We start from the raw sequence: 12,767 nt of genomic DNA on the forward strand, positions 1-12,767 counted from the left end.
GGCCCCCTCGCGGGCCGGGCCGTTCGTCGTCTGCGCTACCCGCGCCTCCTCGGCCGGTGGTTCCCGTGCCGCTCGCGACGGACCGCGCTTCGACACGCCGAGCGGGCCGAACCCGAGCGCGCCGACAGCCCCGTGTCGCGAGCAGACGAGGAGGCGCGGGCCGGCGGCCCGAGGACGCCTACGCCGAGACCGACTCGCGTTCGGCGGCCGTGGCCCGGGCCGCACCGCGTCGGTCGTCGACCCGCTGCATGCCGAAGCTGATCATGGTGAGGACGACTCCGGCGAGGGCGAGCACGACGCCGACCCATCCGGGTGCCGAGAAGCCGAGGCCGGCCGCGATGACCGCGCCACCGAGGTAGGCGCCGAAGCTGTTGCCGAGGTTCATGGCCGAGTGGTTTAGGGCGGCGCCGATGACCTGGCTCTCGCCTGCGACCTCCATCAGGCGGGACTGCACCGACGGGCCGACGCTCGAGCCGACGAGGCCGACGAAGAACGTGCTGACGAAGATGCCGACGATCGAGCTCGAGGTGAGCGCGTAGGCCGAGAGGGCGGCGATGAGGCCGACGAAGCCGAGGTACATGGCGAGCTTGAGCGAGCGGTCGGCGAGCCAGCCGCCGAGCAGGTTGCCGATGGTCATGCCGACGCCGACCGTGACGAGCACCCAGGGCACGATGCCCTCGGAGACGCCCGCTCCCTCGGTGACGGCGTTGGCGATGTAGCTGTAGACCGCGAAGAACCCGCCGAAGCCGATGGCTCCGATGCCCATCACGAGCCACACCTGGGGCTGCTTGAACGCGCGCAGTTCGCGCTTCATCGAGGCGGAGGCGTCGCCGTCCTGGTGCGGCACGGCGAAGGCGACGGCGACGAAGGTCAGCGCGAAGATGAGGGCGACCGCGAGGTAGGCGACCCGCCAGCCGGACTGCTGGCCGAGCCAGGTGATCGAGGGAACGCCGATGACGTTCGCGATCGTCAGGCCGCTGAGCACGAGCGCGACGCCCTTGCCTCGGTTGCCGGGGCCCATGATCGACGCGGCGACGATGGACGCGATGCCGAAGTAGGCGCCGTGCGGCAGGCCCGCGGCGAAGCGGGCGGCGAGCACCCAGCCGAACGACGGCAGCAGGGCCGAGGCGATCGTGCCGACCGTGAAGGCGGCGAGCAGGGCGAGGAGCAGCTTCTTCTTCGGGAAGTGCGACGACATCGCGGCGATGGTCGGGGCCCCGACGACGACGCCGAGGGCGTAGGCGCTGATCAGCCAGCCGGCCTGGGCGATGCCGGCGTCCGCCGACCGGGAGTACAGGTCGGGCAGCAGATCGCCGGCCATGTTCGGCAGCAGGCCCATGGCGACGAACTCGGTGGAACCGATGCCGAAGCCTCCCAGGGCGAGGGCGATCAGGGCGGCCGTGCGACGACGGCGGGAGAGGTGGGTCACGAGCGAGGGCCTTCGAGTTCGAGGGGTGTCAGCGAGGGAGCCTGCCACGGCTCGCCGTCGAGCTGGGAGGGGCGCGGGCCCGAGGGCGCCGTCGCCACCCGGGCGGGTGCTCGACGCCGGGTCGTATCGATTCGACCGCGCGATGCAGGGACCAGTCTACGACCCGGGAGGTCGAACTCAAGGGCCGATCGGCGTCAGGCGTCGCCGAGCGCCGCTTCGAGCCGTTCGACCTTGCCGGTCAGCTCGCCGGTGCGGCCCGGTCGGATGTCGGCCTTGAGCACGAGCGAGACGCGCGAGCCGAAGGCACCGACGGCCTCGGTGGCGGCCTTGACGACGGCCATCACCTCGTCCCACTCGCCCTCGCGAGCAGAAGAAGACACTTGGCCCCCTCCTTCTGAGACCTAAGAAAGAGGCCCACATGAAAATTGTCGGATACGTGCGACTCTCTCGTGCTTCACGCGAAGAATCCACGTCCATCACCCGCCAGCGACAGCTCATAGAGAAGACGTGCGAGTTGCGCGGACTCAACCTCGTCGAGATCGTTGAGGACGTCGACGTCTCGGCCAGCCGCAGCCGCCTCGACCGCCCAGGCCTGCGCCGGGTCCGTGCACGCATCGCCGAAGGCACGGCCGACGCAGTCATGGTCTGGCGTCTTGACCGACTCGTCCGATCCGTCGTAGACGTCGGCGTCCTCCTCGACGAGGGGCTGCAGATCATCTCGGCGACGGAGTCCCTCGACACGACCTCGCCGATGGGTCGCGCCATGGTCGAGATCCTGCAGGTGTTCGCCAGCATGGAGGCCAAGACCATCGGCCTTCGCGTCTCGGCGTCACAGGAGCACCTGCGAAAGGTTGGGCGCTTTCCCGGCGGGGTTGTGCCCTACGGGTATCGCTCCATCCCGCATCCGGACGGCGTAGGCCGTGCGCTGGAGCCGGAGCCCAAAGAGGCGGCAGCCGTCCGGCGCGTTGCCGACGAGGTACTGGCCGGCTCGTCGGTCTACGCCGCCTGCGCTCGACTGAACGCCGATGGCATCAAGCCCCGGCGTGCGGAACAGTGGGGGCCGACGGCACTGCAGCGGATGCTCCGCTCGAACGCTGTGCTGGGGCGTGTCAAGGCCCGCGGCGAGATTCTCCGCGACGACGAGACGGGGCTGCCGATCGTCTTCTGGGAGCCCATTCTAAGCGTCGCGGACGTCGAGCGGCTGCGCGTGATCACCGACTGGAAGCCCACGCCTGGGCGCGCCGAAGCCACCCGTCAGGGCCGCCAGCGGCGCCGTGCCTCCAGAATGCTGTCTGGCTTTCTCACTTGCCCCGGGTGCGGCGGCAACCTCATCGTGAAACAGCGCCCCGCACCTGCCCGACCGATCTACGCGTGTGCTGCAGCCGCCCAGGGCCGGGTGTGCGCCGGCGGGATCGCCGTCGAATGTGACCGCGTCGAGGACGAGGTCGGCCGGAAGTTCCTTGCGCTAGTGGGGCGCTACCTCGTTACCGAGAAGGTCATCACGCAGCGCGATGTCGCACACCTCGCCGGCCTGGAGGAGGCCATCCGGGAGACCACCGACGCCATGCGAGAGCCCGGCGCCGACGTCGGTGCGCTCGTTGCGCGCCTCGCACGACTGCAGGCTGAGCGCGCTCGGCTCGACGCCGAACCCGTCGAGCCGACCGTAGAGCTCGTCGAGACCGACGAAACCTTCGCGGACCGTTGGGACCGCACGGAATGGCTCGATCGTCGGGAGATGCTCCTCGCGGCCGGAGTGGTCGTCGAAGTTGCGCCGGCGAAGCGTCGGGGGCTGTGGGACCCCGCTCGAGTCTCTATCAGCGTGGGGCACGGCGACTAGCAACGCCGCACCGGAACAGTTAGACGCTCGCGGAATCCGTCGGCCCGAACGCCCCCAAAAAGGGGCTGCTGGTATGAAACCCTTCAGTTAATCTGGTCGACGATCACGAAGGAGCCTCATGACTACGACGACGACCCCGCTGCTCACCTTCACCTCTCACATCGCCGGCAAGAACGCCCGCGTAGAGATCTGGCCCGACCGCGTCGAGTGGGAGCGGCCTCGCGGCATCTCGGCGGCGAAGATCACCGCTGGCGTCATGACGGCGGGCATGAGCATGCTGGCAACCGGCGTCAAGGGCGGCAAGACGGGGACGGAGATGATTCCCATCAAGAACATCAGCAGCGTCACGACCCGTCGCGACGGCATCCTCAACACGGTTGTTTCGGTCATCACCTCCGGCAACACGATCGACTTCCGCGTCTCGCACGCCGAGGCGAAGAACGTGCGCGCCCTCCTGCAGCAGCTCATCCTCGGTGGCGTGGAGGCGGCGACCACGCCCGTCGCAGCCCCCGCGGCACCCGCGCCCGCACCGGCTCCTGTCGCTCCCGTGGCCCCTGCCGCTCCCGACCTCGGTGCCCAGCTCCAGCAGCTCGATGGGCTGCGCCAGGCCGGCATCCTCACCCAGGAGGAGTTCGACTCGAAAAAGGCCGAGATCCTCGCCCGCATGTAGCTAGACCCGCCCCACCCCCAAGCCCCCTGGCAACCCGCCAGGGGGCTTTCGTCATTACTGAGCACCGCACCCTCGCCTGGCCCCCTCCTCCTACGTCCACTTACGTCCACCTCCGGAGGCTGCTGTGCAAACCGCACCCATGCTCTACACCCCCGAACATGCCGCCAAGCTCCTCGGCATCAGCCGCTCAAAGCTCTACGAACTACTCGACGCCGAGATCCCCTCTGTTCATGTCGGCCGGCTGCGGCGCATCCGGCACGCTGACCTCGAGGCCTACGTCGCGGGGCTGACGGCGTGACGCCGAGGCCGGCAAGCACGAGGTCCCCTCGCGGAGGAGCGCCGGGCGCGGCTGTCGCATGCGACCGGAACTTGTCCGAGTGACACCAACTTCCTGTGTCCCGTTAGTTCCTTAAGACGTTCTTCTCTCCTACAGAGAAGGCCGTTGACGAAGGAAGACATCACTCGGACAGGTTCCGGTCACATCTACCACCCCGATCCGACCTTGGCGCCGTCAATAACCCTAAGGAGCCCGATGCCCACGCCCGCAGACCGCCTCGCCGCCCTTCGCGACGGCGGCGCCTACCGCCCACCCCGCGACCCTCGTCGCCCGTGTCAAGAGCGCCTTGAGGACAATGGGCTCGGCCTGACCGTCGAGTACCCGTCCCCTCTCGTCCTCGCCGAGACTTTCGCCCGCCCTCTCCTCGAGACCGGCCGTAGGCTCTACCGCGACCGCGCGGCCATCCTGGCCTCAACCGGCGGCACCCCGGCCCCCATCACGCACGCCACGCTCGTCACCGAGCTCCGCGCCGCACTCGAGGCCCTGCCCGACCGCGCGGACGCCGGCCGTCCCTACGCCGACGTCCGGCGCCTCCTCGCTGCCGGCAGCACACCCAAGGTCGACGCCTACCTCGCCGACACGGTCCGCGCCCTCTGCTGGCGCGACGTCCTCCCCGAGTGGACGCCGCCGCGCGAGGCCAAGCCCGCTGGCCCACCTCGCACCTCTGCGCAGGTCCGCGCCGACCACCGGGCGCGCATCCGCGGCGACGAGGAGGCCTCAGCGCGGTGGTGGCTCACAAATGCCGACGGCGAAGGCTTCTTGGCAGAGCCCGGTGAGCGCATTGGAGCCGTCGAGCTCGCTGAACAGGCGGCGGCCGCACTCGGCGAGCTCGCGAGCACCGGCGAGCACCTAGACCCTGAGGACGACAAGAGTCCGCCCGCTCTCGTGCCCCGCCGTCGCGTCCTGCTCGCAGTCGCGACCGAGGTCTTCGGTCGACCCCGCCGGGACCGCCACGGCGCCCGCTACTACGTCGTCCCTAGCGGCCAGCTCAGCGAGCCCCATAGCGCTCGTCTCTGAGCAGCCAGGACCTCCCCGGCCCTCTCTATATGTGTCCCAGTTCGCGACGTCTACCAACGAAGGAGTCCTCATGAGCCCCCAACCCTCTCCGCGCCACCGCCGTCAGCATGCCCACGCCCAGGTGTTCCTCAGCACGTACCCCCTCGGCACGCACAAGGCGAGCGACGTGAAGGCGGCGTACGAAGCATCGGCTTCTGAATACGGCGTCACTCCACTAGGACGCGGCACCTTCTACAGCGAGGCCGACCTCGTGCTCGGCCTCCGCTGGCGAAAGGGTGGCGCCGATGTCTACCGCGTGGCCCGCGATCTCGACGAGCCCTCGGTTCCCATGATCGGCTGGAGTACACCCCCCGTGCCTCAAAAGGCGACGGACGTGCTCGAGGGCTTCCTGCCGGGCGTCTACGTGCCGGACCCGGCTAGCCGGATGGAAGCGCCCGTCCTCTTCGCGGCGTTCGAGGCGTACGCCGCCGAGCACCGACTGATCGAGCTTCGGCGCTGGTCAAATCAGCGCTTCTACCGCGCGCTCGAGGAGCGCGGCTACATGCGGAAACGCTCGACCGGCGGCAAGTTCGTCGTCCTCGGCGTTCGCAAGGCGGGCTAGCAAGTCCGCCTAGGGTCGGCTTGTAGGAGGCATCGAACACAGTCCGTGTATGCGCCTTGAGTCAGGAACCCGAGCCGTCAGTTAGCTGCTGCAGCATGACCGAGGCGATTGCGGCCCACTGCCCGGCGTCATTGAGCAAGCCGCGGTAGACGCCGACGATGTTCAGGGCGACGCCCCAGAGCTTGTTTCCGGCCTCCTCGTGCCCATCCGCCCGAAGCTTGGCGGCGACGGATACCAAAGCCCCGTTGAGTCGATCGATGTGTTCCCGCAGGTTGGACTCGCCGAGTACGGCCGTCTCGGCAAGAAGAGTGTCCACGCTAGTGAGCAGCGTAAAGACGTACTGCAGCTCGGCCGCATCCAGCTCGTCACTGTTGGCATGGAGGGCCTCGCGGGCTTCGGAAACAAGCCCGCGGAGGTTCGCGCGAGCGGCCACCGCGCCTGGCACACTCGGCCGCGCGAACTGCAGTGTCGTCGCGAGCCCCCTCAGGGCGAGGAGAGAGTTCTGGGATACTGCCGGCGCGTTGGCCGGCTGGCTCCATGGATAGTCTTCAGAAAAGACTGCGGCGTACCACGTTGTGACGTAGGGCTCATAGGCCCGAACGTCTGCGCCGGCGGCGCGCAAAGACTCAACTGCGGCGTCGACGTCCTTGACCGCGGCCACCGCTGCGGCTTGACCACGCCAAAAGGCGGCCTCCGACTCGGACTCCTGGTCTCTCACGTCTCGCGGCCGTACGCCTGCCATGGTCCAAGATTCGAGAAGGTCGGCGAGGGCGGTTGCAGGGTTTGCCATGTCCTGGAGCCTAGGGCTATTCGAGCAGCCTAAAGCGGCGAGGGCGCGTCCACATTGGGCTCAGAGGTTCCGTGAAATCCAGGCGTTCACGTCTTTATTTAGCCAGCCGTAGATAGTTTCACCAGTGACGTCGACGGTCATGAGACGATCGCTGTTGTCAATGATTTTGCGAAGATCCGTGAAGACCCCAGAGGCGGTCAGCGTCGGTCCAGCGACCAGCCACACCGACTTCAGCGGGTGGGCCCAAGTTCCCAGCGCCTTGATCTTCTCGATCAGTTGTTCGTACTTCTGCCCAGGGACGTTCAGGTCGTACGAAAGCAGCACAACAGCCATGTCGGGTCCGTTCACTCAGGGCGCTCGCCAGTTTCGAGCGCTTGTCAGCATATATTACATCTGTTGACCGACACGCGTCAACAATATCTCACGCCCCGCGCGCTACAGGCCGGGGCACGGCTGGACGCCGCACACAATGACACCGATTGCAGCAACCAACACCCCCGAAGAGCGCGTCCGAGCGGCGGCGGACCAGTACGACGACGAGCGCGGCACCCTGGCCGCGTCAGCTCTCGCCGTGCTGGCCCGCCGTCAGGCCACGGCCGGGAAGACCTGCGCCCGCTGCGGCGAGCGCAAGCCCTTCTCGGCGTTCGGCCAGGACGCGCGCAAGGACGACGGCCTGACCTCCCGCTGCCGGAGGTGCCGCGCACGGGCCTCGTGATTGCTTGTCACACCCACGGCCCCCTCCTCAGTTAGGGAGAGAACTACCCTGCCCGAGCCGCGCCCCTAGGGGTGGCCGACAGGTGGGCTCTCCCGCCTATGCCCCTAGCTCAGCGGTAGAGCGGCGGTCTCCAAAACCGCGCGTCCGAGGTTCGACTCCTCGGGGGTGTGCGCAGAGCCGGTCCCTCCACGGGGAGTCACCGGCTCTAGCTGTCTTCGTCGAGAACCACGCGGCCCAGTCACCCGCCGACTCGACGGACCTCTGAGGGCATTTCCTTGCCTCCCGCCCTGTGAGAGCCCATGACCCGGCGGATCACGGTGCGGCCCCTCGGAGAGCCACCGGCCTGCGTGCGTGGGTGGCGCACCTACTTCACAGATACCCACCTCGACGCCGGCGACCACGTCGGGCGGGTGGGCCTTGCCGAGTTCGACGACCACCTCCCCCGGTCTCCTCGGCCCACAGCCCCGGCGCTGCCCTCCACGACGAGGACACGCCGGGGCTTCGTCGTTCCCGCACGAGGAGGCACCATGCAGGTCTACGTGTCCATCGGGCGCCTCACCTTCCGCTTGGCCCTGGGCCTTGACGAGAAGGACCCCGCCCCCTCGAGCGACACCCCCTCCCCCCGCAGCAGCGACCACCCCCTCGCCGACGAGACCCCCCGGGTCGTCGGCTTCCAGCGGGCAGCGGCGCTGTAGTGGCGTGGACTCTCGACCCGAGCAGCGACCGCAAGGATCGCCTGCCGAGTGACTGGTCGACTCGCCGTGTGCGCGTGCTGCGTCGTGACAGCTACCGATGCCAGGCCCGCGACTCGCTCGGCGTGCCATGCGGTGAGCTCGCCAACCAGGTCGACCACGTCGAACCCGGCGACGACCACTCGCTCGACAACCTGCAAGCTCTGTGTCGTTGGCACCACGCTCGTAAGTCCAGTGCCGAAGGCGCTGCAGCTCGTCGACCTCGCCCGCTCCGACAGCGATCCGCCGAGCAGCATCCCGGGCTTCGGCCCCCTCCTATAGCGTGACCACTGACTACACCTGCACCCTCTGCTCCGCCACCTGGCAGCACGACCGCCGCCGCGGCAACCGTGCCACTCGCTGCCCGCAAGGCTGCGAGCCGACGCACCTGCGGGAAGTGCGGGCGTGCGAGGTGTGCGCCCAGCACTTCGATCGAGCCCTCACTCGAGGCCAGGCTCCGAAGTCCTGCGACGAATGCCGATCGACAGGCGGGCGGCGGCTTCGTCGGCTCCCCTGCTGGGTCTGCGGTCAGCAGTCGGTTAGTCATGCCGGCCACTCAGAGAGTCGAAGGCACGTTTGTTCCGACGCCTGCAAAGTGAGCGTCCGCCTGGGCCTTGGATACCGGCCGACTCGACGGGACTTTGAACGGGCCGCCCCCCGGACGCCACCCCTACCTCGCGACTGCCCCGGTCTCCAGCCAGGCTTGACTGACCTGGAGCTCGGCTGGCTCATCGGTGTCATCGAAACGGACGGGGCAATCTATCCCGAGACGAGGGGTTTTCCTGGAGAGCATGACCGACCTCGACGCGTGGCCCTCGAAGTTGAGAACGCCGACGAGGCAATGATGGAGCGCGTAGCTTCCTACCTTCAGACCGCTCCGCCTAGAAGACTCGAGCAGCACCCGAACGCTGCGGGGAACTGGACCAAGGCGACGTTCCGAGTTCGCCTCCGCGGCGAGCGCGCCGCCAAGATCTACCGTCAGTTGCTTCCCCATTTCATGCCCGTGACTGTCGAACGCGTTACGAGCACGTTCGCTCGGGCCTCGGTTCCGATTTGATCCGACCGGGGGTGCCCAGGTACCCCCGGTACCCCCCTGGCCTCCAGCCCGACCCGGCATAGCGTCTGCCAGTCGATGCGCATGCATCTCCGTTTTGCCCGAGCTTTCAGGGGGTGTCACATGCCGGATTCCGCGACCCCACGCGGCCGTCAGGGCTGGTCGGCACCCGCAAAAAGGGCCTTCCGGGAGGTCCTAGAGGCCTCTCCTGGGCTCGAAAAGGCGAAGCTAACGGGCCTCTACGGCGCCTGTGACCTACTGAGTCAGGCCGACGCCATGCAGGTCGTCATCGACACCGAGGGCTTCGTCGTCGCAGGCTCCCAGGGCCAGCCCGTCGCCCACCCGCTCGTCGCCGAGGTACGCCAGTACCGGAAACAGGCCCTCGACGTCATCCGCTCGCTCGAGCTCGGCGGCCGCAGCGCCGCATCCGCGGGCGGAGCCGCCCTCGCCGGCAAGCGCTGGTCCAGCCGACCCGCCACCGTCACCCCGATCCGGGAAGCGAGCGCCCCCTTCTAGTCCCGAGGAGGGTCGATGCACGCCGTTCTGACGTCTCCGCCCTTCGACCCCTCGATCAAGACCCTCGGCTACGGCGTCATCGCCTGGATCGAGGCCACACTCTTCCGCCCGGACGGCGTCGAGGAGTACATGCGCCTCACCGCCGAGCAGCGCGACTTCGTCCTCTGGTTCTACGCCCTCGACGACCGCGGCACGTTCCGCTACCGCCGCGCCGTCCTCCGCCGCGCGAAGGGCTGGGGCAAGTCGCCCTTCCTCGGCGCCATCGCCCTCGCCGAGCTCTGCGGCCCGACCCGCTTCGGCGGCTGGGACGACGACGGCTACCCCTTCGGGGTCCGCGAGCCCCTCCCCTGGATCGTCATCGCCGGCGTCTCCGAGGCACAGACGAAGAACACCCTCGACGCCATCCGCGCCATGGCCGGCGACCAGGCCTTCGTCGACGCCTACGGGGTCGACATCGGCATGACTCGCATCCTCCTCCCCGGCGGCGGCAAGATCGTCCCCGCGACGGCCTCCGCCAGCACCCAGGAGGGTGGCCGCGTCACCTTCGCCATCCTCGACGAGACGCATCACTGGACGCAGTCGAACCGCGGCCACGACCTCGCCGACGTCATCCGTCGCAACCTCGGCAAGATGGACGGCCGGTCCATCGAGACCACCAACGCTCACGAGCCCGGCCGCGACAGCACCGCCGAGAAGTCTTACCTCGACCACCGCGCCATCCTTGAGGGCCGCGCCGTCGGCGACGGCATCCTCTACGACTCCCGCGAGGCGCCGTCCGACCTGGACCTCGCTGACGCCGAGCAGGTCATGGCTGGCCTCATAGCCGCCTACGGCGACTCCTACTGGGTCAACCTCGGGCGCATCCTCGCCGAGGTCTATGACCCGGGCACGACCGCCGAAGAGTCTCGCCGCTTCTACCTCAACCAGATTGTCGCCGCCGCCGACTCCTGGCTTGCACCTGCCGAGTGGCACAAGAACCGCCGCGACGACCTCGCCCCGCTGCGTCTCGGCGACCCCAAGGCCCGCCACGCAACCGGCGACATGGTCACCCTCGGCTTCGACGGTGCCCTCACCGACGACTCGACAGCCCTTGTGGCCTGCCGCGTCGACGACGGCGCCGCCTTCCTCCTCGCCATCTGGGAGAAGCCAGAGGGCCCGAAGGGCCAGGGCTGGGAGGTCCCGAAGGACCAGGTCCGCGGCGCTGTCGAGCACGCCTTCGCCACCCTCGACGTCGTCGCCTTCTTCGCCGACGTCGCCTACTGGGAGACGGACGTCGATGCCTGGCGCGACGAGCACTCCGAGCGCCTCCTCGTGAAGGCCACCGCCAAGCACGCGGTCGGCTACGACATGCGCGCCCACCAAATGGAGACCGTCCGCGCCGTCGAGACGCTGCACCGCGCCATCGTCGACGGCGACCAGCCCTGGGCAGCCCACGACCTCGTCGCAGGGCCCGGCGCCGGAACTATCCAGGCGCACGACGTCCTCACCCGCCACGTCCTCAACGCCCGTCGCCGGCCGAACCGGTGGGGCGTCAGCTTCGGCAAGGAGACCCGCGAGTCCCCGCTCAAGGTCGACGCCCTGGCATCACTCATCCTCGCCCGAATGGCCCGTTCCCGCGTCCTCGCCGACAAGGGCTACGCCAAGCGGCGCAAGCCCAAGGGCCGCGTCGTCGGCTTCTAGGCCCTACGCATCCCCTGGAGGGCCCATGCCGAACATCGACGCCGCCCTGGCGGCTCGCCTCGACGAAGAGCTCGCCGCCGACCTCGAGCCCGTCTCCGGTCGGCTCGGCAAGGTCCGCCGCTACCTCGCCGGCGACCACGATCTGCCCTACATGCCCCGCGGGGCCAAGGCCGAGTACCGCCATCTCGCCAAGCGCTCCATCACGAACTGGACGCCGCTCCTCAGCGACACCTACTCGCACGGCCTTTTCGTCGACGGCTACCGCCCTGCGCGCGCCGGCGACAACGCCACCGCCTGGAGCTACTGGCAGGCCAACGGCCTCGACGCCCGCCAGAACATCGCCCACCGCGGTGCGCTTGAGTTCGGCACGAGCTACGCTCTCGTCCTGCCTGGCAGCGTGCAGACCAAGCGCATCCCGTACTTCCGGCCGCTGTCGCCCCTCCGCTCGGCCGCCTGGTACTCGGACCCCGACGAGGAGTTCCCGGAGCTCGCACTTCGGCACAAGGGCACGACCCTTGACGGCGCTCGCCTCATGGAGGTCTTCGACGCCGAGAACGTCTACACGTTCGCCAAGCCGAAGGGCGACGACTCTCGCTGGGTGCTCTCTGCGACGGAGTCGCACGGCCTCGGCGTCACGCCGTTCGTCCGCTTCCGCGACCGCCTGGACGGCGAGGCAACGGGCATCATCCGCCCGATCCTCAACCTCCAGGACCGTGTCAACGAAGTCGTTTTCTCGACCCTCATGGCGCTCCAGTACGCGAGCTTCCGCCAGCGCTGGGCAACCGGCCTGGCAATCCCCGAGGACGACGACGGCAACCCCGTCGAGCCCTTCAACTCCGCCGTTGACCGCCTCTGGGTCTCCGAAGACAGCGAGGCCCGCTTCGGCGACTTCGCCCAGACCGAGATGTCCGGACACCTGCGCCTCTACGACTCGAGCGTCAGCACCCTCGCGGCCGTCTCGCAGGTAAGTCCGACCGTCATGATGGGCGACCTCGTCAACATCAGCGCCGACGCCCTCGCCGCCATCCAGGACTCGACCCAGCGCAAGATCGGCGAGTACGAGACTAACTTCGGCGAGTCCTGGGAGTCCGGCTTTCGCCTCGCGGCCAAGGCCGCCGGCGACTCCGCCGGGGCTGCCGACCTCGACGCCCAGGTCCGCTGGCGCGACACCGAGGCCCGCTCCCTCGCGGCCACGGTCGACGCCCTCGGCAAGATCGCCACGATGCTCTCCGTGCCCGTCGAGGCGCTCTGGGAGCGCATCCCCGGCGTCACCGACGGCGACATCACGCGCTGGACCGAGTTGCGCGCGGCCAACCCCGACCCGATGACAGCGCTCCTTCAGGAGACGCAGCGTCAGACGTCGACAGACGCACCCGCCACCGAGTAGCAC

General features: G+C 68.8%; 14 protein-coding genes, 1 tRNA gene and 1 pseudogene. 12 read left to right on the forward strand and 4 right to left on the reverse strand.

Annotated features, from left to right (window positions below; translation table 11 throughout):
* Nucleotides 1-178: 178 nt before the first annotated feature.
* Both BIV04_RS03085 and BIV04_RS03090 read right to left on the reverse strand, forming a co-directional pair.
* Entirely contained in the window at nucleotides 179-1,429 is a 1,251-nt protein-coding gene (locus BIV04_RS03085) for an MFS transporter (protein WP_054147546.1), read from the reverse strand.
* A gap of 194 nt (nucleotides 1,430-1,623) precedes the next feature.
* A pseudogene (locus BIV04_RS03090) lies at nucleotides 1,624-1,791 on the reverse strand (MTH1187 family thiamine-binding protein); the annotation flags it as partial.
* A 56-nt stretch (nucleotides 1,792-1,847) separates the two neighbouring features.
* Here BIV04_RS03090 and BIV04_RS03095 point away from each other — a divergent pair.
* The 5 genes from BIV04_RS03095 to BIV04_RS03110 all read left to right on the forward strand — a co-directional run bounded on the left by BIV04_RS03095 (nucleotide 1,848) and on the right by BIV04_RS03110 (nucleotide 5,891).
* Nucleotides 1,848-3,266: a recombinase family protein gene (locus BIV04_RS03095; protein ID WP_083396085.1), complete on the forward strand. Its 1,419-nt coding sequence runs from the start codon at nucleotides 1,848-1,850 to the stop codon at nucleotides 3,264-3,266.
* A gap of 118 nt (nucleotides 3,267-3,384) precedes the next feature.
* Nucleotides 3,385-3,936 carry an SHOCT domain-containing protein gene (locus tag BIV04_RS16985; RefSeq protein WP_071254014.1) on the forward strand — a complete coding sequence of 184 codons (552 nt, stop codon included), beginning with the start codon at nucleotides 3,385-3,387 and terminating at the stop codon, nucleotides 3,934-3,936.
* Nucleotides 3,937-4,060: 124 nt separating this feature from the next.
* Complete coding sequence (locus tag BIV04_RS16350) at nucleotides 4,061-4,234, forward strand: helix-turn-helix domain-containing protein (protein WP_255364127.1); 174 nt, start codon at nucleotides 4,061-4,063, stop codon at nucleotides 4,232-4,234.
* Between the two features lie 234 nt (nucleotides 4,235-4,468).
* Complete coding sequence (locus BIV04_RS03105; protein WP_071254016.1) at nucleotides 4,469-5,290, forward strand: hypothetical protein; 822 nt, start codon at nucleotides 4,469-4,471, stop codon at nucleotides 5,288-5,290.
* Between the two features lie 70 nt (nucleotides 5,291-5,360).
* The gene (locus BIV04_RS03110) at nucleotides 5,361-5,891 is read left to right on the forward strand and encodes a hypothetical protein (protein WP_143048517.1); all 531 of its coding nucleotides are present in this window, start codon (nucleotides 5,361-5,363) and stop codon (nucleotides 5,889-5,891) included.
* A 61-nt stretch (nucleotides 5,892-5,952) separates the two neighbouring features.
* Here BIV04_RS03110 and BIV04_RS03115 read toward each other — a convergent pair whose 3' ends face one another.
* Together BIV04_RS03115 and BIV04_RS03120 are read right to left on the reverse strand one after the other, a co-directional pair.
* Nucleotides 5,953-6,681, reverse strand: coding sequence for a hypothetical protein (locus tag BIV04_RS03115; protein WP_143048518.1), 729 nt, complete (start codon nucleotides 6,679-6,681; stop codon nucleotides 5,953-5,955).
* Between the two features lie 60 nt (nucleotides 6,682-6,741).
* Entirely contained in the window at nucleotides 6,742-7,014 is a 273-nt protein-coding gene (locus tag BIV04_RS03120; protein WP_071254022.1) for a hypothetical protein, read from the reverse strand.
* A 136-nt stretch (nucleotides 7,015-7,150) separates the two neighbouring features.
* On the opposite strand from BIV04_RS03120, the gene BIV04_RS03125 reads away from it, so the two are divergent.
* The 7 genes from BIV04_RS03125 (at nucleotide 7,151) to BIV04_RS03150 (ending at nucleotide 12,764) form a co-directional block, all read left to right on the forward strand.
* Complete coding sequence (locus BIV04_RS03125) at nucleotides 7,151-7,396, forward strand: hypothetical protein (RefSeq protein WP_071254024.1); 246 nt, start codon at nucleotides 7,151-7,153, stop codon at nucleotides 7,394-7,396.
* Between the two features lie 98 nt (nucleotides 7,397-7,494).
* Nucleotides 7,495-7,566 (forward strand) — tRNA-Trp (locus BIV04_RS03130).
* A 357-nt stretch (nucleotides 7,567-7,923) separates the two neighbouring features.
* Complete coding sequence (locus BIV04_RS16990; protein WP_177174748.1) at nucleotides 7,924-8,091, forward strand: hypothetical protein; 168 nt, start codon at nucleotides 7,924-7,926, stop codon at nucleotides 8,089-8,091.
* Nucleotides 8,092-8,830: 739 nt separating this feature from the next.
* Nucleotides 8,831-9,184, forward strand: coding sequence for a hypothetical protein (locus tag BIV04_RS03135; protein WP_143048519.1), 354 nt, complete (start codon nucleotides 8,831-8,833; stop codon nucleotides 9,182-9,184).
* A gap of 120 nt (nucleotides 9,185-9,304) precedes the next feature.
* Nucleotides 9,305-9,697 (forward strand): P27 family phage terminase small subunit, encoded by a 393-nt coding sequence (locus BIV04_RS17495; protein ID WP_369825268.1) that lies wholly within the window; start codon nucleotides 9,305-9,307, stop codon nucleotides 9,695-9,697.
* Between the two features lie 15 nt (nucleotides 9,698-9,712).
* On the forward strand, nucleotides 9,713-11,377 hold the full coding sequence (locus BIV04_RS03145) for a hypothetical protein (RefSeq protein ID WP_071254030.1): 1,665 nt from the start codon (nucleotides 9,713-9,715) through the stop codon (nucleotides 11,375-11,377).
* Nucleotides 11,378-11,402: 25 nt separating this feature from the next.
* Nucleotides 11,403-12,764: a phage portal protein gene (locus BIV04_RS03150; protein ID WP_071254032.1), complete on the forward strand. Its 1,362-nt coding sequence runs from the start codon at nucleotides 11,403-11,405 to the stop codon at nucleotides 12,762-12,764.
* Nucleotides 12,765-12,767: the final 3 nt, after the last annotated feature.

The sequence above is a fragment of the Frigoribacterium sp. MCBA15_019 genome (assembly GCF_001864945.1).
Taxonomy (GTDB): domain Bacteria; phylum Actinomycetota; class Actinomycetes; order Actinomycetales; family Microbacteriaceae; genus Frigoribacterium.